The 19,750-nt window shown below is 69.3% G+C and carries 17 protein-coding genes and 1 tRNA gene; 11 read left to right on the top strand and 7 right to left on the bottom strand.

Features of this window, described 5'->3' with window-relative positions; genetic code table 11:
* The first annotated feature begins 21 nt into the window (after positions 1-21).
* Positions 22-642 carry a TetR/AcrR family transcriptional regulator gene (locus B0I29_RS11890; RefSeq protein ID WP_111648971.1) on the top strand — a complete coding sequence of 207 codons (621 nt, stop codon included), beginning with the start codon at positions 22-24 and terminating at the stop codon, positions 640-642.
* Here B0I29_RS11890 and B0I29_RS11885 read toward each other — a convergent pair.
* The 5 genes from B0I29_RS11885 to B0I29_RS11865 form a co-directional block, all read right to left on the bottom strand.
* The gene (locus B0I29_RS11885; RefSeq protein ID WP_221401750.1) at positions 569-1,222 is read right to left on the bottom strand and encodes a hypothetical protein; all 654 of its coding nucleotides are present in this window, start codon (positions 1,220-1,222) and stop codon (positions 569-571) included. The genes B0I29_RS11890 and B0I29_RS11885 overlap by 74 nt on opposite strands.
* A 277-nt stretch (positions 1,223-1,499) precedes the next feature.
* Positions 1,500-2,906, bottom strand: a complete 1,407-nt coding sequence (gene gltX / locus B0I29_RS11880) for a glutamate--tRNA ligase (RefSeq protein ID WP_111648969.1) — start codon at positions 2,904-2,906, stop codon at positions 1,500-1,502.
* 51 nt (positions 2,907-2,957) lie between these two features.
* Positions 2,958-5,066, bottom strand: coding sequence for a methyl-accepting chemotaxis protein (locus B0I29_RS11875; RefSeq protein WP_245972453.1), 2,109 nt, complete (start codon positions 5,064-5,066; stop codon positions 2,958-2,960).
* Positions 5,067-5,161: 95 nt separating this feature from the next.
* Positions 5,162-7,900: a pyruvate dehydrogenase (acetyl-transferring), homodimeric type gene (aceE, locus tag B0I29_RS11870; protein WP_111648967.1), complete on the bottom strand. Its 2,739-nt coding sequence runs from the start codon at positions 7,898-7,900 to the stop codon at positions 5,162-5,164.
* Positions 7,901-8,106: 206 nt separating this feature from the next.
* Complete coding sequence (locus tag B0I29_RS11865; protein ID WP_111648966.1) at positions 8,107-8,511, bottom strand: YjbQ family protein; 405 nt, start codon at positions 8,509-8,511, stop codon at positions 8,107-8,109.
* Positions 8,512-8,718: 207 nt separating this feature from the next.
* Between B0I29_RS11865 and B0I29_RS11860 the strand changes: the two genes are divergently transcribed.
* The 4 genes from B0I29_RS11860 (at position 8,719) to B0I29_RS11845 (ending at position 12,147) form a co-directional block, all read left to right on the top strand.
* Complete coding sequence (locus tag B0I29_RS11860) at positions 8,719-10,977, top strand: transketolase C-terminal domain-containing protein (RefSeq protein ID WP_111648965.1); 2,259 nt, start codon at positions 8,719-8,721, stop codon at positions 10,975-10,977.
* A 99-nt stretch (positions 10,978-11,076) separates the two neighbouring features.
* Positions 11,077-11,508, top strand: a complete 432-nt coding sequence (locus tag B0I29_RS11855) for a DUF3052 domain-containing protein (RefSeq protein ID WP_111648964.1) — start codon at positions 11,077-11,079, stop codon at positions 11,506-11,508.
* A 66-nt stretch (positions 11,509-11,574) separates the two neighbouring features.
* The gene (locus B0I29_RS11850; RefSeq protein ID WP_111649169.1) at positions 11,575-12,048 is read left to right on the top strand and encodes a peroxiredoxin; all 474 of its coding nucleotides are present in this window, start codon (positions 11,575-11,577) and stop codon (positions 12,046-12,048) included.
* Positions 12,049-12,072: 24 nt separating this feature from the next.
* Positions 12,073-12,147, top strand: a tRNA-Val gene (locus B0I29_RS11845).
* 6 nt (positions 12,148-12,153) lie between these two features.
* Here B0I29_RS11845 and B0I29_RS11840 read toward each other — a convergent pair.
* The gene (locus B0I29_RS11840; protein WP_245972452.1) at positions 12,154-12,678 is read right to left on the bottom strand and encodes a DUF402 domain-containing protein; all 525 of its coding nucleotides are present in this window, start codon (positions 12,676-12,678) and stop codon (positions 12,154-12,156) included.
* Between the two features lie 791 nt (positions 12,679-13,469).
* On the opposite strand from B0I29_RS11840, the gene B0I29_RS11835 reads away from it, so the two are divergent.
* Positions 13,470-14,204 carry a hypothetical protein gene (locus B0I29_RS11835; protein WP_245972488.1) on the top strand — a complete coding sequence of 245 codons (735 nt, stop codon included), beginning with the start codon at positions 13,470-13,472 and terminating at the stop codon, positions 14,202-14,204.
* A gap of 123 nt (positions 14,205-14,327) precedes the next feature.
* Here the strand turns inward: B0I29_RS11835 and B0I29_RS11830 are convergent, their stop codons facing one another.
* Positions 14,328-14,966 carry a bifunctional DNA primase/polymerase gene (locus tag B0I29_RS11830; protein WP_111649167.1) on the bottom strand — a complete coding sequence of 213 codons (639 nt, stop codon included), beginning with the start codon at positions 14,964-14,966 and terminating at the stop codon, positions 14,328-14,330.
* Between the two features lie 245 nt (positions 14,967-15,211).
* Here B0I29_RS11830 and B0I29_RS11825 point away from each other — a divergent pair, with 245 nt between their 5' ends.
* Genes B0I29_RS11825 through B0I29_RS11805 form a run of 5 tightly spaced genes read left to right on the top strand, consistent with a single transcriptional unit; the run spans position 15,212 to position 19,729 of the window.
* Complete coding sequence (locus tag B0I29_RS11825) at positions 15,212-16,438, top strand: helix-turn-helix domain-containing protein (protein WP_111648962.1); 1,227 nt, start codon at positions 15,212-15,214, stop codon at positions 16,436-16,438.
* Between the two features lie 13 nt (positions 16,439-16,451).
* Entirely contained in the window at positions 16,452-17,039 is a 588-nt protein-coding gene (locus B0I29_RS11820; RefSeq protein ID WP_111649166.1) for a flavoprotein, read from the top strand.
* A gap of 19 nt (positions 17,040-17,058) precedes the next feature.
* Positions 17,059-17,889 (top strand): Nif3-like dinuclear metal center hexameric protein, encoded by an 831-nt coding sequence (locus B0I29_RS11815; protein WP_111649165.1) that lies wholly within the window; start codon positions 17,059-17,061, stop codon positions 17,887-17,889.
* On the top strand, positions 17,886-18,620 hold the full coding sequence (locus B0I29_RS11810; RefSeq protein ID WP_111648961.1) for a zinc ribbon domain-containing protein: 735 nt from the start codon (positions 17,886-17,888) through the stop codon (positions 18,618-18,620). Before B0I29_RS11815 ends, B0I29_RS11810 begins: the two co-directional genes overlap by 4 nt.
* Positions 18,617-19,729, top strand: a complete 1,113-nt coding sequence (locus tag B0I29_RS11805) for a bifunctional RNase H/acid phosphatase (protein WP_111648960.1) — start codon at positions 18,617-18,619, stop codon at positions 19,727-19,729. Before B0I29_RS11810 ends, B0I29_RS11805 begins: the two co-directional genes overlap by 4 nt.
* The last annotated feature ends 21 nt before the right edge of the window (positions 19,730-19,750 follow it).

Below are 19,750 nucleotides of genomic sequence, written 5' to 3'. Positions count from 1 at the left end.
GCGCCTGGTCAGGTAGGTGCGGTGGATGACAAGAGACGGCTGATCCTGGACCAGGCGCTCGCCCTCGTGGACGAGCGTGGCCTCGCTGCGATGTCGATGCGGGCCGTCGCCGAGCGGGTGGGCCTGACCTCGATGGCCCTTTACCCGTATGTCGGTGGCAAGGACGCGCTGCTGGACGGCCTTGTCGACCTGCTGCATCTTGAGCTGGGAACCGCGTTCGACGACGATCCGGCCGATATCGATTGGCGCCGGCGCTTACGTGCGCTGAGCCGGGCCGTGCGCGCTCTCGCCCAGGAACACCCGAGCGCTTTCCCTCTGCTGCTGACCCGATCGGCGGCCGGCGCTTCGGCGTCGTGGCTGGCAGCGGCGCTGCGCGGCATCCTGCACGACGCCGGTGTCCGCGCGTCCGACGTGCCACGGATCGCGCGGATGATCTGTGCGTTGCTTCTCGGTTATCTCACCGGCGAGGTGACCGGCGGCCTGCCGGTCGCCGAGAACCCGCTGGAGCCGGACGACGAGTTCGACGCCGACCTGGACGACCTGATCGCCCTGGTGGAGAGCGTCTCGGTCAGATCCGGCGGCGGATCAGGAACGCCATCCCGGCGAGACCGACCAGGATCGCCAGCAGAACCGCGCCGTTGAGCAGGAAGAGGCGGCGGATCTCGCCGAACACCTCGCTCGCGCTCTCCACCGGGTTCACATCGGCGTTCAGGTTCTCGCCGACGCCGCCACCGATGCCGCCGTTCACCACGTCGGGCTTGGCCTCCAGCGGCGCGCCGGACAGGCGCAGCGACTCCGACATGGAGAGCCGGCCGTAGAACCAGCCGGCCGCTTTCTTGCCCGACGGCTGCTTGGCCGGCCGGTATGCCCGGGGGCCGCCCGCCGCCTGCGGATAGAGATCGTAGGTCTGGCTCGGCGCGTCCTTGACCAGGATGGTCAGCGTGTATTTCTCGCCGAGCTTACCGGATTTCGGCGCTGACGTCTGCGGCCTGGCCGCGGCCAGCCAGTCGACCTCGGTGAACAGCATCTCGAAGAGCCGGGGCTCGTCGGCCTGCCGGATCACTATCGACTTGCTGATGCCCTTGCCCTTGATCTCCATGGCATTGGGCTCGTCCTTTTTCGGCGCTGCCGCCGCACCGGGCGCGACGCCGAACGTCAACACGACGGCAATCACCATCGCACCGGCCGCCGACACCAGCCTGGTGATCGTCCCTCGCACCATCCGACCTCCCCCGCCCGTGGATGCACATGGACCACTGACCCACTGCTCGTGGCCCACACACCCATAGCCTTCCCGGACTCCGGCCCGGCCGCATCTCGCGGCAGGGTGAATTGGAGCCATTTGGGGGACGGCTGAGACAACCGGTGACCGTTGATCAGCGGCCGAATAGTACCTACTCCCCGCAACGCGTGGGGGTGGTGGCCACCCTGGTGACGGAGAGCGTCACCGGATTCGACGACCGGCTATGGCGCGCCGGCCGTCGAATGCGGTAAACGTGTCAGAGACGGGCGCGAGCTGCGGCAAGACGGGTCAGCGTGCGGTCACGGCCGAGCGTTTCGAGCGACTCGAAAAGCGGCAGGCCGATCGTCCGGCCGGTGGCCGCGACGCGAACCGGCGCCTGAGTCTTGCCCAATTTGAGACCTCGCTCCTCGCCGACCTGCTCAAGAGCAGCCTTGAGGGGCTCCGCCGACCAGTCGGAGAGTGCGCCGAAGGCGGCCGCAGTCGCGTCCAGAATGTCCGCTGCGCCCTCCTTCATAGCCTTCGCCCAGGATGCCTCGTCGTGCACGGGCTCGTCGAGGAAGAGGAAGTCCACGTAGTCCACGATCTCGGAGAGCACCGCGATGCGGGTCTGCGCGAGCGGGGCGATCGCCGTGAAGACCGCCGAGTCGAAGGCCTCCGGCGACCACGGCGGCGCGGCGATCGTCTCGGTCCCGGTCAGCCACGGCGCACAGACCTGGGCGAACTCGTCCGGGCTGAGGGCGCGGATGTACTCGCCGTTGAACGCGCGCAGCTTCTTGATGTCGAAGAATGCCGGAGCGTGGTTCACGTCCTCGATCCGGTACTCATCCTCGACCACCGACCACGGGACGATCTCCCGGTCGCCGGTGGGCGCCCAGCCGAGCAGCATCAGGTAGTTGCGCATCGCGGCAGCGAGGTAACCCTCGTCCCGGTACGACTCCAGGGCCACCTTGTCGCGCCGCTTCGACAGTTTCTGCCGCTTCTCGTTGACGATCACCGGCACGTGACCCCAGACCGGCGGAGTGGCGCCGAGCGCCTCCCAGAGGAGCTGCTGCTTCGGTGTGTTCGGCAGGTGCTCCTCGGCCCGGAAGACGTGGGTGATGCCCATGCTCATGTCGTCGACGACGTTGGCCAGCAGGAAGACCGCCGAGCCGTCGCTGCGGGCGATGACGAAGTCCTCGAGCAGCTTGTTCTCGAAGGTGGGCTTGCCGCGGACCAGGTCGACCACGACGGTCTCGCCGACGTCCGGCGTACGGAAACGCAGCGCACGACCCTCGCCGGGGCCGAGCGCGCGGTCGCGGCAGAAGCCGTCGTAACCGATGTGGGTGTTGCCGGTCCGCGCGATCACGTCGTCGCGCTTGCAGTCGCAGTAGTAGGCCCGTGCCTCGCCGTAGAGCCGGGTCGCGGCGGCGGTGTGGTCGGCGGCGTAGGAGGACTGGTAGTAGGGGCCTTCGTAGCTCCCGCGCTCGATGCCGATCCAGTCCAGCGCCGAGATGATGCCCTCGGTCCACTCGGGCTTGTTGCGGGCCGCGTCGGTGTCCTCGATCCGGAGCACGAAGACACCGTCGTGCTGCCTGGCGTAGATCCAGTTCTGCAGCGCCGAGCGAGCGCCGCCGACGTGGAACATGCCGGTGGGTGAGGGGGCGAAACGCACGCGAACAGTCACGCCTTAAGACTACCGATCGCTTTCCGGGCCTCTCCGGCTACACCGATTCGGCTACACGGTGAAGCGGTTTACCAGGCCGGTCAGGCGCGTCGCGGTGGCGGTGAGCTCGTCGGCAGCCCGGTGTGCCGCCGCAACCGACCGCCTGGTGCCCTCCATCGCGCCGCTGACGGTCCCGATGCCGTCGGCGATGTCCCGGCTCCCGGTTGCCGCCTCGGCGATGTTCCGGGCCATCTCAGCGGTCGTGGCGGCCTGCTCCTCGACCGCCGCCGCGATCGCCGTCTGAAAGTCGTTCACCTGGGCGATCCGCTCGGAGATCGCGTCGATCGCGGTGACCGCGCGGGCGGTGTCCGCCTCGATCGCGGCCACCCGGGAGGTCACGTCCTCGGTGGCCCGGGCGGTCTCCTGGGCCAGCTCCTTCACCTCGCCGGCGACGACCGCGAAGCCCTTGCCGGTCTCGCCGGCCCGGGCCGCCTCGATGGTCGCGTTGAGCGCGAGCAGGTTGGTCTGCTCGGCGATGTTGGCGATCAGCTTGACCACCTCGGTGATCGCCGAGGTGGAGGCGCGCAGCTCGTTGATCACGCCGGCCGCCGCGGCGGTCAGGCCGACACCGTCCCGGACGGCCTGTGCCGCCTCCTGGGCGTTGTGCGAGATCTCGGTGATCGAGGTGCCCATCTGCTCGGCGCCGGCGGCCACCGTCTGCACCACGTGCGAGACCGTGTCGGCCGAGGCGCTCACCGTCCCGGCCCGGTCAGCGGTCGTGTCCGAGGCGGCGGAGAGCTCGCCGCCGGTCGCCGCGACCTGCCGGGCGGTCCCGCTCACCTCGTCGGAAGCGCTGGTCACGTCGCGCATCACCGCGCGCAGCTCGATGGCCGCGGTGTTCAGCGCGGTGGCCGCCTCGCCGATCTCGTCGCGGCCCTTGTCGTCGGCGGTGACGGTCAGATCCCGTCCGGCCAGGCGGGTCAGCGCCCCGGTGAGCCGGCCCAGCCGGCCGGAGAGGCGCGCCGCCTGGAAGTACGCGAGAGCCGCGCCGGCCAGCGCCAGCAGTACGGCGGCGATCACGAACGCGGTCAGCATCGTGCGCCGGCCGTCCTGGACCACGGCGACGGCGCTCTCGGCGTCCGCGTCGTACCCGCCGACCGTGATCGCCCACTGGTACGGCGCGTAGTACGCCACCGTCGTGGTGGTGTCCCCGGCGTCCGCCCCGGCCGCGCCGGGCAGCTGGTACGTGGTCCGCCAGGTCGCGTCGTCGGCCAGATCCGGCGCCTTGGTGACGATCTCCTCGACGTACTTGGTGCCGTCGGCGTCGACAGCAGCCAGGTCGGTGGTGCCGGTCAGGCCGTCCAGGCTGGAGGCGATCACCCGGCCCTTGTCGGCGGCCAGGGTGCTGTAGACGCTGACCCAGCCGTTCTCCCGTACACGCTGGCCGGCGATCGCGGAGGTGAGGTTCGCCAGCGCGTCGGCCTGCGGCACACCGACGAAGAGCGCGCCGATCACGTCACCCGAGGAGTCCTTGATCGGGTCGTACGCGGTGATGTACCAGGTGTCGACCACCTGAGCCACACCCCGGTACGACTTCCCGGCCTTGATCGCGGCCGCCACCGCGTTGGCCTTCCCGTCCGCGCCGACAGCCGGGATGTACGTGCCGATCGCCCGGTTACCGGTCTTGCCGCGGACCGTGGTGGCGACCCGGAGCAGGTCACCCGCGGTGTTCATCCGCTGGAACAGGGTGACCGCGCCGCCGACCAGCTCCTGCGCGTCGTCGACGAACGGGGTGGTCGTCTTCGGATTCGTGTTCTGCCCCAGCCAGCGGCCGTTCACCGTGACCCGGGGCAGCGTCACCGTGGTCTTGTCCTGGCTCACCTGGTTCGTGGCGGTCCATGTGGCGGTACGCGACGCGAGGCGCACCCCGCCGCGCTGGTCGAGCAGGCCGTCCGCGCTGTTCATCCCGACGTCCACGCCGTTCTGGACCTCGTCGCCGACGGTACGCACCAGCGTGGTCACCGACGCCGTGGTGCGGTCCAGCTCGGCTTCGTTCTGGCGGAGCACCTCGTCGCGGGTGCTGTCGGCGAACCGGCCGCTCTGCCACGCGCCGACGAGCACGAGGACCAGCGCCGTGACGAGCACGCTGCCGAGGCCGAGGATGAGCAGCTGATGAAGCATGCGAAGGCGCATAACCTCCCAGTCGGCACCCGGGGGCCAGACACTGAGGCGGCCCGCCACAAAAGTGACGGGCCGCCTCGAAAAAACCCCGGTGCCTAGCTGTCGCCGCCGGTCTCGCCCACCGGTGCGGCGTTCACGTCGTCGATGGCGTACTTTTGCGCGGCCTCGGCCGGCACGTGTTTCGGCACCTCACCGCGCAGCGCGAGCTGGCGCAGCGTCGCCACGGCCACCGACTCGCCGTCCACGTGGAAGTGGCGGCGCAGGGCGTGCCGGGTGTCGCTCATGCCGAAGCCGTCGGTGCCGAGCGAGGTGTACCCGTTCGGGATCCAGCGGCTGATCAGGTCGGGTACCGCGCGCATCCAGTCGCTGACCGCGACCGACGGGCCCTGCGTGCCCTCCAGCTTCTGCTGGATGTACGGCTTGCGGGGCTCGTCACCGGTGTGGAGCAGGTTGAACTCCTCGGCCTCGATGGCATCGCGACGCAGCTCGGTCCAGGAGGTGACCGACCAGACGTCGGCGCTCACACCCCAGTCCTGAGCGAGCAGCTCCTGCGCCTTGAGCGCCCAGCGCATGCCGGTGCCGGAGGCGAGGATCTGAGCCTTCGGGCCCTTCTCCACCGTGCTCTTGCTGAACAGGTAGATGCCCTTGAGCAGGCCTTCCACGTCCACGTCGGCCGGCTCGGCGGGCTGGATGGCCGGCTCGTTGTAGATGGTGAGGTAGTAGAAGATGTTCTCCTGCTGCGCCCCGTACATCCGGTGCAGGCCGTTCTCGACGATGTGCGCGATCTCGAACGCGAACGCCGGGTCGTACGCCACCACGGCCGGGTTCGTCGCCGCGATCAGCAGCGAGTGCCCGTCCTCGTGCTGCAGGCCCTCGCCGTTGAGCGTGGTCCGCCCGGCGGTCGCGCCGAGCAGGAAGCCGCGGGTCATCTGGTCGGCGGCAGCCCACAGCTCGTCGGCGGTCCGCTGGAAACCGAACATCGAGTAGAAGATGTACAGCGGGATCATCGGCTCGTCGTGCGTCGCGTACGACGTACCGGCGGCGATGAAGCTCGCGGTCGAACCGGCCTCGTTGATGCCCTCGTGCAGGATCTGGCCGTTCGTCGCCTCCTTGTAGGACAGGAAGAGCTCCCGGTCCACGGAGGTGTAGGTCTGGCCGTGCGGCGAGTAGATCTTCTTGGTCGGGAAGAGCGAGTCCATGCCGAACGTGCGGGCCTCGTCCGGGATGATCGGCACCCAGCGGGCGCCGAACTCCTTGTCCTTCATGAGGTCCTTGAGCAGGCGGACGAACGCCATCGTGGTGGCGATCTTCTGCTTGCCGCTGCCGCGCTTGATGTCGCCGAACGCCTTGGAGTCCGGGATCGCCAGCGACTTCGCCTTGGTACGCCGGGACGGGATGGAACCGCCCAGGTCACGACGGCGCTGCATCATGTACTGGTACTCGTCGGACTTCTCGCCGGGGTGGTAGTACGGCGGGAGGTACGGGTTCTCTTCCAGCTGCTTGTCGCTGATGTCCAGGTAGAGCCGGTCCCGGAAGCCCTTGAGGTCGTCCAGGGTCAGCTTCTTCATCTGGTGCGTCGCGTTACGCGCCTCGAAGTGCGACCCGAGCGTCCAGCCCTTGATCGTCTTGGCGAGGATCACGGTCGGCTGGCCGGTGTGCTCGGTGGCCGCCTTGTACGCCGCGTACAGCTTGCGGTAGTCGTGACCGCCGCGCTTGAGGTTCCAGACCTCGTCGTCGGTCATGCCCTCGACGAGCTTGCGGGTCCGCGGGTCACGGCCGAAGAAGTGCTCACGCACGTACGCCCCGGACTCGCCCTTGTAGGTCTGGTAGTCGCCGTCCGGCGTCGCGTTCATCAGGTTGACCAGCGCGCCGTCGGTGTCGGCGGCGAGCAGGGAGTCCCACTCGCGGCCCCAGACGACCTTGATGACGTTCCACCCGGCGCCGCGGAAGAACGACTCCAGCTCCTGGATGACCTTGCCGTTGCCGCGGACCGGGCCGTCGAGGCGCTGCAGGTTGCAGTTCACCACGAAGGTGAGGTTGTCCAGCTCCTCGCGGGCGGCCAGGCCGATCGCGCCGAGCGACTCGACCTCGTCCATCTCGCCGTCGCCGAGGAAGGCCCAGACGTTCTGCTGGCTGGTGTCCTTGATGCCGCGGTTGTGCAGGTAACGGTTGTACCGCGCCTGGTAGATCGCGTTCAGCGGGCCGAGGCCCATGCTGACCGTCGGGAACTCCCAGAAGTTCGGCATCAGCCGCGGGTGCGGGTACGACGGCAGGCCACCACCCGGGTGCGACAGCTCCTGACGGAAACCGTCGAGCTGGTCGGTGGTGAGGCGGCCCTCGAGGTACGCGCGGGCGTACATGCCGGGGGAGGCGTGACCCTGGTAGAAGATGTGGTCGCCGCCGCCGGGGTGGTCCTTGCCCCGGAAGAAGTGGTTCATGCCGACCTCGTAGAGGCTGGCGCTCGACGCGTACGTCGAGATGTGGCCACCGACGCCGATTTCCGGCCGCTGCGCGCGGTGCACCAGCATCGCCGCGTTCCACCGGATGTACGCCCGGATCCGCCGCTCGACGAACTCGTCACCGGGGAACCAGGGCTCACGCTCCGGCGGGATGGTGTTGATGTAGTCCGTGGATGTCAGTGGAGGAACGCCGACCTGTCGCTCCCGGGCCCGCTCCAGCAGGCGCAACATCACATAACGGGCTCTTTTGGCGCCGCGTTCGTCGATGACTCCGTTGAGCGACTCGACCCATTCGTTGGTCTCTTCAGGGTCGATGTCGGGAAGCTGGCTCGGCAGGCCATCGCTGATCACCGGGCGCTTGCGCTCCGTGGCCACAGGCAATCCTCTTGGTTGAGTGTCGTTTACACCGGGCGACCTAGGTGGCGAATCGCTCGGTCAGGAACTCCATCCTGCCCCCTTTCGGTGGGCCTCGTCACGCCTACCCGACCTGTCAGCGACGCGCGACACGTTTACTGACCAGTAACTTTTCGGTGATCTCGGTAGGTGTCCGGATGGTTCTCGCCACCGTCGCGGTGCACAACTCAGCCGGGCAGGAAGGAGAAACGCACCTGGCGGATCGGGTTGTCACCGTTCGGGTCCACCAGGCAGATCGACTGCCAGGTGCCGAGCGCGATCCGGCCGCCGATGACCGGCAGGGTGGCGTACGGCGGTATCCAGGCGGGCATCACGTGGTCGCGACCGTGGCCCCGGGATCCGTGCCGGTGCTGCCATTTGTCCTCGGTCGGCAGAAGGTCGTCGATCGCGGTCAGCAGATCGTCGTCCGACCCGGCGCCTGTTTCGATGATCGCCAAACCTGCCGTGGCGTGCGGGACGAAGACGTGCAACAGGCCGTCCTGCTCGGACGCGACAAATCGTTCGGCCTCGGCGGTGATGTCGTGCACCACGGGAGTGCTGCCGGTCCGGACCGTGATCATTTCGGTACGCATGGTCTATGTATAGATCTTCTACGTGTAGAGATCGAGCAGCAGGAACACCCCGGCGGTACCGGTCAGCCAGCACAGGCAGACCGCCAGCCGGGCGGCCGCGTACCTCAAGATCATGTCCTGAGTACACCACCGGCGAGCGGGCACGCGCGCAGAGATCGACATGCTTGATCGGCCGATCTGCATTGGCAGGGCCAGCATGGTTCGGCGATGCTGACTTCCGTGACCACCCCGCAAAACCTCGACGAGCGGTTCCGCGTTGCGGTCTCGGCCCTGCGGCCACCGGAAAACCGGCGCGAACCCGGCGATCCGGTCCGTAAGGACAGCACCCTGACCGGCACCCGCGCCCGGGAACTCTTCGACGCCCAGCTCACCGCCCGCCACCTCGACCTCGCGGCCCGATGGCTGCGAAGTTTCGACGAAGGCTTCACCACCACCGGTTCGGCCGGCCACGAAGGCAACGCCGCTGTCGCGGCTGCCTTGCGCGGCGACGATCCGGCCTTCCTGCACCATCGCTCCGCGGCCTTTTATTGCGTACGCGCAGCGGGGCGCGACGGGCCGGCCGGTACCGATCCGGCCCGCCGGTTGGAGGACGCCGCCCGGGACGTGCTGCGTGGCGTGGTCGCCTCGGTTCGCGACCCGGCCACCGGCGGCCGGGACAAACTGTTCGGCAACCCTGACCTGCACCTGCTGCCGGCCCTCTCCACTCCCGGCGGGCATCTGCCCAGGGCGGCCGGGCTGGCCAGGGCGCTGACCCGGACCAGCACGGCGCCCTGGCCGGACGACGCGATCGTGGTCGCCTCGTTCGGCGACGCCGGGGCGAGCGGCCCGGCGGCGGCCGCGGCGATCGAGATGGCCGGCCGGGCGGCGACCGAGGGCAAACCGGTGCCCCTCCTGCTGATCTGCGAGGACAACGGACCCGGATCGGCCGATCCGGACGGCTGGGTGGCGGCCCTGCTGCGCGACCGGCCCGGCCTGCGTTACGAGTACGCGGACTCCGCCGACCTGGCGAGCGCGTACGACGTGGCGGTGGACCTGGCCGGCTACGTGCGCGGTGAGCGACGGCCCGCGGTGCTCCGCCTCGCCGCGGTCAACCTGCTCGGCGCGGGCAACCTGCTCGGCTCGGGAACCGAAGCGGACCTGGACCTCGACCTGGCACGTGACCCGCTGGTCGGCACGGCCCGGCTGCTCGTCGAGGCCGGGCTGCTCGGCCCGGACGACGTGCTCAACCGGTACGACCATGTGGGCTGGCAGGTCCGCCAGGCCGCCGAGGAGGTGCTCGGTGAACCGAAACTGGCCTCGATCGGTGAGATCGTCGCGTCCCTGGCGCCGCGCCGCCCGCTGCGGGTGTCGAACGCCGTCACCGAGGCCGCCGAGCGGGCCGCCGGCCCCGGCGCGGCCGCCCGGGTCCGGATCTTCGACGGGCAGCTGCCCGAGCACGCCGGCCCGATGACGCTCGCGCAGGCGATCAACGCGACGCTGGCCGACGCGCTCGCCGCCGACCCGACCGTGCTGATCTTCGGCCCCGACGTCGCCTCCGGCGGTCCGAACGGCGTCACCGCCGGTCTGCGGGACCGGGAGACCGATCGGGTGCTCGACACCCCGGCGGACGCCACCACGGTGCTCGGGCTCGCTCTCGGCGCCGGCACGGCCGGGTTGATCGGCGTGCCGGAGATCACCGGTCTCGCCGCCCTGCACACCGCTGCCGAGCAGTTGCGGGTGGAGGCGGCGACCATGTCGTTGCTCTCATCCGGGTCGTACCGCAACCCGATGGTTCTGCGGGTGCCGGGTCTGGCCCAGCCGCTCGGGATCGGCGGGCATCTCGCCAACGACAACTCGGTCGCGATGCTGCGCGACGTACCGGGGATCGTGGTCGCGGTGCCCTCCCGGGCCGCTGACGCGGGGCCGATGCTGCGCTCCTGCCTGGCCGCCGCGGCGGTGGACGGCACGGTCAGCGTCTTCCTCGAACCGGTCGCGCTGTACCAGACGAGGGACCTCTATCAACAAGGCGACAGCGAGTGGTTGTCGGCGTACGCGGAGCCCTCGAACTGGTCCGCCGAGCACGTCCCGATCGGCCGGGCCCGCATCTACGGGATGGGCACAGCCCAGGATCTGACCATCGTGACGTACGGCAACGGAGTGCGAATGTCGCTCCGTGTCGCTGCCCAGCTCGCCGCCGACGGGTACGGTTCCCGAGTGGTCGATCTTCGCTGGCTCAACCCGCTGCCCGTCGCTGACCTGGTACGGGAGGCCTCGGCTACCGGCCGGGTGCTGATCGTCGACGAGACGCGGCGTTCGGGCGGGGTCGGTGAGGGCGTCCTCGCGGCTCTGGTGGACGGGGCTTTCGTCGGATCGGTGCGCCGTGTGGCCGCCGCCGACGTCCCCGTTCCGCTCGGTCCGGCCGCTCAGCAGGTCCTGGTGGGAGAGGATGCCATTACCCAGGGTGCCCACACGCTGCTGGCGCGGTAAATTGCCACACACTCGGTGCGCCACTTGCGCCCGGGGCCCGGAGTGTGTGGACTACCCCAAAGGTTTTGGGGACTTTTCACGGCTAGGAGGATTTGGACAGTGAGCGCGACCGCGGGTCAGGCCGACGGCGTACGCAGCCTGGCGGACCGGTTCGGCTTCGAGCCGAGCATGGTGGTCATGGAGATGGGTTACGACGACGATGTCGACGAGGATCTCCGTGAAGCCCTGACCGAACGCGTCGGAGAGCTGGTCGACGAGGACACCGATGAGGTGGTCGACGCGGTGCTGTTGTGGTACCGCGACGACGACGGTGACCTTTTCGAAATACTCACCGATGCACTTGGCCCTCTCGCCGACAACGGCGTGGTGTGGCTGCTGACCCCGAAAGCCGGCCGTGACGGCCATGTCGAACCGAGCGAGATCAGCGAGTCGGCACCGACCGCGGGTCTGCAGCAGACGTCGACGGTCAACGCCGGCAAGGACTGGACGGGCGCACGCCTGGTTACCCCCCGGGGCGCCAAGAAGAAGTAGAGCTCGCTGCCACCTCAACGTAAGGTCGGCGCCCACGACGGCGCCGGCCCTGGCTAGGCTGTGCTCATGCCGATCGAGGTGGGCCAGCCGGCGCCGGATTTCACCCTCAAGGATCAGAACAACCAAGAGGTGCGGCTCGCCGATTTCCGGGGCCGCAAGGCGGTTCTGCTGATCTTCTATCCCCTGGCGTTCAGCCGCCGCTGCCACGGCGAGCTCACCGAGATCCAGGAGAACCTGGCGGCGTACGCGAATGGCGACGTCCAGGTGCTCACCGTGAGCGTGGACTCGATCTACAGCCACAAGGTCTGGGCTGAGCAGGAAGGCTTCGGCTTCCCGCTGCTGGCCGATTTCTGGCCGCACGGCGAGGTGGCCGAGGCGTTCGGCGTCTTCGACGACGCCAGGGGATTCGCCAACCGGGGGACGTTCCTCATCGACGACACGGGCCTGGTCCGGTTCGCCGAGATGAACGGCCCCGGCGAGGCCCGCGACCAGAACGCATGGCGGGCAGCCCTCAAGGCCCTGGCCGGGTCGGCAGGGTAGGATGACCACTCCGGTTCAGGAGCCGGGCGCGTAGCTCAGTGGGAGAGCACCCGCCTTACAAGCGGGGGGTCGCAGGTTCGAAACCTGCCGCGCCCACCATCATCTTCAGCGCAGGCGGGAGAGCCAGTTTTGGTACTGGCCTGCGAACGGTTCGGTGTCGGTGGACAGGGCTGAGCGCAGGGTCTCGGCCGCTGCGGTCGCGCCGGCCACCACGTCGGCGGGGTAACCGAAACGCACCCGGTTCTGTTCGAACTCGTCCTCGTCGTCGACGACCACGCGGCCGTCGCGGCGCAGGCGGATCACGTCGAGGTCCAGGTCGATCACGGTGAACTGGGCCGGGCCGGTGCGCTCCGGCGGGGTGATCACGTCGCAGTAGATCTCCGAGCGGCCCGGCGCGGCCGAGAACATCGCCATCCACCAGGCGTCGCGCGGCAGCAGCCGGACCGAGTCCTCCCGGGTCCGCTCGAACCGCCGCCAGCCGTAGCTGTACCGCACGATCGTGCCCCGTGGCGTGCCGATCCAGGTGCCGTGCTCATCGTCACCGAGCAGCCTGCCGGTGACCCGCCGGTGCGGCCGCCCGTCGTACTTACGCAGCACCAACTCGACACGCTCCGAACCAGGCCCAGTCACCTGGCCGAGGCTAGTGCGACAACGTCGGCGTTCGCGGGAAGCTTCGCCACACACCGGCGGAGATCATGGCAAATAGCCACCCATGCGATCTTCTTCTCTCCGAAAAAGCAGCGGGGTGAAGGCCCACCGTGGGCTCGCAGCTACGTTGCGCGTGGACGGCTGCCCCCGGATGCTCGGTTCGGCGTAGGTGGGGTCGCACGGTTGCCCGGTTCGGCGTAGGTGGGGTCGCACGGTTGCGGTCGGTGTGACTTCATCTCGGCCGGGGCGTGGACTCGGGCACACGGTGGAGTTTGATCCACCCTGCGACCTGATCCACCCAGGAGATCTTGTGAGGTTGCGCCGCCGTCTCAGCCGCAAACTCACGAGATCTGCCGGGCTTGCTCGCTGCTGACGCGGGGCGGGGGCTGCGCCGGAACGGCAACCTTGGTGCACCGGGTTGGGGATCAAGCCGGCGTGGGCGGGACCGAATGGGACGGTGCCGGCGGGATGACCTGCTGGTGGGCGGGTCGCGGCCGGTACCCCTGGCGGCTGGGCCCGCCCGGAAAGCCCGGCTTGGGTCGCCCGGAAAGCCCGGCTTGGGTCGCCCGGAAAGCCCGGCTTGGGTCGCCCGGAAAACGCGGCTTGGGCTGCCTGGAAAACGCGGCTTGGGCTGCTTGGATGTCTCGACGTGACGGAGGACTGCCGTGGGCACGGAACTGCACGTCGGTATTGACGGTGAGAAGACTGTCGTTTGCGCGTACCCGATCAAGAGCCGCAGCGGGCGCGCTCGACGGACCAGAGTCGGGTCTTTGGTGGAGACCGTGCCGTGCGCGCCCAGCGGGCGCACCCGGGAGCGGCGCGTGGTCTTCGTGGCGCGCCTCGCGCTGCCGCTGCTGCTTCTCTCCGCGGTGGCCGGCGTTTTCGGGATCAACTGGTGGCTGGCGATGGCGGGTAGTGCCGCGCTGGTCGGGTACGTCTGGCGCCGGCAGGCTCGTGCCGCGCAGCCGGGAGCGTTCGCGGTGCCGCGTGACCAGGAGTCGCGGGTGCTGTGGACGGCTGCCGAGCGGACTGCTTTCGACGGTGCGCTGGCCGCTTCGCGCCGGGTTCGGGGCACCTGGCCGGCGCTGGACGGGATGGTCGACCCGGTGCTGGCCGACCGTTCGCTGACCCGCGCCCTGGACGAACTCGCCACCGTGCTCACCCGGCGGCAGGATCTGCGCCGGCTTCGTGCCGATCTGAGCGGCGTCGAGGTCAGTGACATCCCGGCGGACAGCCCGGCCCGTGCCGCGGTCGCCGAGCAGTCGGAGCGCGCCGACGCGCTGTGGCGGGAGACCGGCGAGGCCGCGAACCGGATCCTGCGCAGCATCGACACGGCAGCCCGCGCGGGGGAGAGCTTCCTGCGTGAGCGCCAGGTCGCGGCCACCGCACGGTACGCCGAGCGGACCCTCGCCCGGGTGACCGGTTCTCCGGCCGTCGCGGAGAGCGGGCCGGAGCTGGCCGACCGCACCGAGGCCGTGATCGCCGCTTACCGTGATCTGGCTAGCTGAATTCACTCATGGTGGTCACCTGTTCGGGTGACTCGCGCCACAGGGTCCTGACGGGCTAACTTGTCGAATGACATGTGTTCGCGTGCCCACATCAGGCAGACCGTCCGCTCATGGCGACGACGGTCACGCCGCGCGGCGCGCAGTGGACAGCTGCCGGGGGATCGCCGGGCGGGCACGCACCGGTCCGGCGGCAGCGGCGAGCAGGTCTTGCACGCGTTCCGCGTCGGGCAGTCGCCAATCCACCTGCTCCGGCGTGACGGTCCAGCGGACCTGGCCGTCGGGCAGGCGGTTCGGCGGCGCGGGGATCCACGAGCCGAGGCCGTGCAGGATCACGTCGAGTCGCTGCTCCAACTCCGGGCGCAGCGACTGGCCGGGGCTCACCAGGAACATCCATCGCCCGGCTCCGGTGACCGCGACGGGTCCCAGGTCAGGCACTCGACTGCCCAATGTGGCCGGCACTTCCAGGACGTCGAAGGCCGACCCGGTGGGCAACAGAACGGTGTGCGCCTGATGGCGCCACCAGGCGGAGATCCTGATCGGATCTCCGGAGGCCGACTCGGCCCAGGCATCGAGCGCCGGATGGCATCCGGTGATCGTGCATCCGGGTCGGCCGCAGTGGAATCGATGTCCGGCGAGGTACGCGCCGGGTGTCACGTCCCAGCCGTGTGCGGCGTACCGCAGCGCGGCACGGCGCAGGCGCACACGGTCGAGACGATCGAGGAGCGCGGGTGGGACGAACGGCTGACGGCTGGTCCACTGCATGGCTCGATAACCCCCGTATCCGGGTCTGCGGCTGCGGTCGCGGGCGAAACAGCCGTATCCGATGACGATGAACGTCGTTGGGACGGGCAGATCCACCCTTTGCAACTTGCACAAAAACTACGAGCATCGGTGAGCAGGCGATCACACACGCTGTGCGATCTGTGGACACGTGAATAGTCCACACTGCGATTGACACCGGATGGCTCATCGGCGGACGGGCCGCCGGTTGAGTTGGGGGAGGCACCGTGGACGAGCTGCCGATCGGCCGCCGCGTCGCCTATTGGCGTGGCCGACGCAAGATGTCCCAGCAGGTCTTCGCGGACCGGCTGGGCAAATCGAAGAGCTGGGTCGACAAGGTGGAGCGGGGAGTTCGCCGACTCGACAAGTTCTCAGTGGTGTACGACATCGCGGATGTGCTCCAGGTCGACGTCCAGCTTCTGCTGGGCAAGGAAGTGGAGCGCAAGCCGGAGACGCAGAATTGCATCGACCAGGTTGAGGTCGAGGAGATTCGTGCGGCTCTGGAGCGTTATGACCAGATGAGTGCGTTCTTCCAGGCGGTGCCACATTCGCCGCCGCTCGCGGAGATGCGCAAAGCGGTCAGCCATGCCTGGCTGACGTACCAGCACGCGAAGTACGGCGTGCTGGCCCGGGCACTTCCCAAGCTGCTGCGTGACGCGCAGGCGGCGGACAGCGCCCATGCCAACAGTGACGAGGCACCTGCCGCCGCGCACCTGCTCGGGCAGGTCTATCAGATCGCCAGCTCCGCGCTGCGCAAGGTCGGTGAGCACGAACTGTCGTGGCTCGCCGCTGACCGCTCGATCGCGGTGTCCCAGCGGGCCGGCGACCAGCTGCTCGCCGGGCTGGCCAGTTACCGGGTCGGCAGTGCTCTGCTCGCGCTCGGCCGGGTCCGGCCGTCGCTCGAGGTGAACGTCAACATAGCTAATCGGCTCGCGCCGGGCCCGGAACGGGCTCGTGGGGAACAGCTGTCCGTTTACGGGATGCTGCTGCTCAACGGCGCCATGTCGGCCGCACGGATCGGCGACGCCGCCACCGTGCGCGACCTGCTCAGCGGTGCCGAACAGGCCTCGCTGGAGTTGGGTGGCGACTTCAACCACTACTGGACCTGCTTCGGGCCGACCAACGTGCAGCTGCATCGCTGCGCGACCGCGGTCGAGCTCGGCGACGGTCGCCTGGCTGTGGAAGCCCACGAGCGGATGAACAAGGAAGGGTTCAACGCCATGCTCCCGGAGCGGCGTGCCCACCACTTCCTGGACATCGCTCGCGGCTACACACAGATCGGCGACGTGGAGAGGGCAGGCGAGATGCTGCTCGAGGGCGACCGGCTCGCCCCGTCGGAGATCCGCTGCCGCCCACTCGCCCACGAAGTCCTTTCCGACGTGCTCCGGCGTACCCGGGGCGCGCCACCGGCTCCGATCGCGGAGCTGGCAGAACAGATGGGAGTCGGCGTATGAGGTGGGTTCGGGCGTGATTACGGGTAACCCCTCACCCGGTGTGCTGTACGTACTCGTGTGCGGCTCACCGATGGCCCGGGACGTCGGGATCCTCGTCAGCCTCGCCCAGAGCGACGGCTGGGAGGTCTGCGTGATCACCACCCCGGACGGCCGCAAGTTCGTCGATGTCGCGGCCCTTCAGGCACAGACCGGCCACCCGGTCCGTTCCGATTACAAGAGTCCCGGCGACCCGGACGTGCTGCCGCAGGCCGACGCGATGATCGTCGCGCCGGCCACGGTCAACACGGTAAACAAATGGGCCCACGGGATCACCGACACCCTGGTGCTCGGTCTGCTGGTCGAGGGGTACGGGTACGGCGTGCCGACCGCCGTCGTCCCGTACACCAACAAGGTCATGGCGCTGCACCCCTCCCTGCACGAGAGCCTGGCGAAACTGCGGGACTGGGGCGTGCAGGTGCTCTACGGCGAGGACGTCTGCCGCCTCGGCGCCCCGGGGCAGACCGATCGCTACCGTCCGCAGTTCCCCTGGAGGCGAGCCTTGCAGGCTGTGAGCGGGCCGGTTGGGGTGGGCAGCCGAGTCGAGCCTGGAGCGGTTTCCTAGCCATATAGAGTTGGCGGTCGTGACAGTCCGCTCTTTGGTCGAAGCCCTCGACGCGCGTTACCCACGAGCTTGGGCTGAATCCTGGGATCGCGTGGGGCTGGTGCTCGGCGACTTCGATGTCCCCGTGCAACGCGTCCTCTGCGTCGTGGACTGCGTGCCGGAAACGGTCGAGCAGGCCCTCGCCATCGGCGCGGACCTGATCGTCGCCCACCACCCTCTGCTGCTCAAACCGGTGTCGTCGATCGCCCCGGACACGTTCAAGGGCCGGATCATTCATCGGCTGATCCGGGGCGACGTGGCGCTCTACACCGCGCACACCAACGCCGACGTGGCGAACCCCGGCGTCTCCGACTCCCTCGCCGCCCGTCTCGGCCTGACCGCCCTGCGCCCGCTCGTGCCCGCCGAGGGTGCGGCTGCCGGTGATGGCCGCGGTCTCGGCCGGATCGGCGAGCTGCCCGTACCGCTCACCCTGACCGAGCTCACCAGCCTTGCCGCGAGCCGTCTTCCGGCCACCGCCGCCGGGGTACGCGCTGCCGGCGACCCGGCACAGGTGATCCGTACCATCGCGGTCTGTGGTGGCGCGGGCGACTCCTTCCTGCCCGCCGCGACGCGAGCCGGCGTCGACGCGTACCTTTGCGCCGACCTCCGCCACCATCCGGTCAGCGAGCATCTCGCGAGTGGTGGCCCGGCCCTGCTCGACGTCGCACACTGGGCGAGCGAGCGGCCCTGGCTCGACGACGTGGCGTCCTGGCTGCGCGAGGAGTTCGGAGTCGACGTCGTGGTGTCCGACCTGGACACCGATCCCTGGACCGTTCATTCCGCTTCTGAGGAGAAGGAGAACCACCCGTGAAGGCCGCCCCGGAAGCCCAACGCCGCCTGCTCGACCTGCAAGCCGTCGACACCGCTCTGGCTCAGCTCGCGCACCGCCGTAAGTCCCTGCCCGAATTGGCCCAGATCGACGCCGTCGCGCGTGAGGTCTCCGCGCTGGAGGACGACCGGGTTCGCGCCCAGGTCGCTGTCGACGACCTGGACCGGGACATCAGCCGGCTGGAGAAGGACATCGACCAGGTGCGGCTCCGCAAGGACCGGGACAAGAAGCGGCTCGACGCCGGTGGCGCGCTGCGCGAGATCGAGGGTCTCCAGCACGAGCTGACCTCGCTGAACCGGCGCCAGTCCGAGCTTGAGGACGCCGAGCTGGAGCTGATGGAGCAGCGGGAGACCGCGGAGGCCACGCTCACCGAGGTGCAGGCGCGGATCTCGGCGGCGATCGGCAGGCGTACCGAGGCGGAGCGCCGCCGCGACGAGACCTTCGCGGAGATCACCAAGGAGCAGGAGTTCAAGACCGCCGCGCGGGTCCCTCTCGCTGCTGACCTCCCGGCCGACCTGGTCACCCTTTACGACAAGATTCGTACGGAATCCGGCCTGGGCGCCGCCCTGGTCTACGCGGGCCGTTGCGGCGGGTGCCGGATCGAGCTGTACGGCGCCGACCTGAACCGGGTGAAGACGGCCCCGGCCGACGACGTGGTCCGCTGCGAGGAGTGCCGCCGGATCATGGTGCGTACCGCGGAGTCCGGCCTGTGACGCTCCACGTCATCGTCGAAGCGGACGGCGGGTCCCGGGGCAATCCGGGGCCGGCCGGGTTCGGCGCCGTGGTCAAGGAAGCGGCGACCGGCGAGATCCTGCTGGAACGCTGGGACTCGGCCGGTATCACCACGAACAACGTGGCCGAGTACTCCGGGCTGATCGCGGGCCTGCGTGCCGCCGCCGAACTGAACGCCACCCGGGTCGACGTGCGGATGGACTCGAAGCTGGTCGTCGAGCAGATGTCCGGCCGCTGGCAGATCAAGAACGCCGGTCTGCGCCCGCTCGCGGCCGAGGCGGCGACCCTGGTGAGCAAGTTCGCTGAGGTGACGTTCGACTGGATTCCTCGGGAGCGCAACAAGGACGCCGACGCGCTCGCGAACCGGGCCATGGACGAGGCGGCCGGCAAGACGCCGAAGACGCCGCAGCCGGCTGCCGTTGCTCCGGCCGCGACCACGACCCCGAAGTCCTGGGCGCCGCCGGCTCTGGAGAACGCCACCCGGATCGCACTGGTCCGGCACGGCTCCACGCCGTTCACGTCGCAGGGCCGGTACTCCGGGCGCGGCGACGTGCCGCTCACCGACGAGGGCGAGGCTCAGGCGATGGCCGCGGCCGGTCGGGTGGCCGGCATCTACCGGGATGTGGCGGCTGTGCTCAGCTCGCCGTTGTCGCGGTGTGTGCGTACCGCTGAGTTGATCGCCGCCGAGGTGGGTGGTGTGCCGGTCACGGTGATGGACGACCTGATCGAGTGTGACTTCGGCCTGTGGGAGGGCCGGACGTTCGCCGAGGTGCAGGAGCAGTGGCCGTCCGAGATGCAGGCGTGGCTCGGGTCGACAAGCGTCGCTCCGCCTGGTGGCGAGTCGTTCCAGACCGTCGCTAAACGGGTTCGTGGGGCGATGGCGACAGTGCTTTCCGCGTACCCAGGGAAAGCTGTTGTGATCGTCTCGCATGTCTCACCGATCAAGCTGATTTTGAGGGACGCGCTCGCCGCAGGCGACGCGTTCCTGCATCGGCTCTTCCTGGACGCCGCGGGTGTGTCCACGATGGATGTGTGGCCGGATGGGAACATAGCGGTGCGAACCGTCAACGAGACTGCTCATCTTCGATAAGTAGATATTGACCCTCCCGGG

Source organism: Actinoplanes lutulentus (assembly GCF_003259845.1).
GTDB lineage: Bacteria > Actinomycetota > Actinomycetes > Mycobacteriales > Micromonosporaceae > Actinoplanes > Actinoplanes lutulentus.
This window is presented reverse-complemented; position numbering and strand designations above follow the sequence as displayed.

Coding starts and splice junctions, on each gene's coding strand:
- B0I29_RS11885 (WP_221401750.1), bottom strand. CDS start 1,222: ATGGTGCGAGGGACGATCACCAGGCTGGTGTCGGCGGCCGGTGCGATG.
- B0I29_RS11875 (WP_245972453.1), bottom strand. CDS start 5,066: ATGCTTCATCAGCTGCTCATCCTCGGCCTCGGCAGCGTGCTCGTCACG.
- B0I29_RS11865 (WP_111648966.1), bottom strand. CDS start 8,511: ATGCGTACCGAAATGATCACGGTCCGGACCGGCAGCACTCCCGTGGTG.
- B0I29_RS11860 (WP_111648965.1), top strand. CDS start 8,719: ATGCTGACTTCCGTGACCACCCCGCAAAACCTCGACGAGCGGTTCCGC.
- B0I29_RS11850 (WP_111649169.1), top strand. CDS start 11,575: ATGCCGATCGAGGTGGGCCAGCCGGCGCCGGATTTCACCCTCAAGGAT.
- B0I29_RS11830 (WP_111649167.1), bottom strand. CDS start 14,966: ATGCAGTGGACCAGCCGTCAGCCGTTCGTCCCACCCGCGCTCCTCGAT.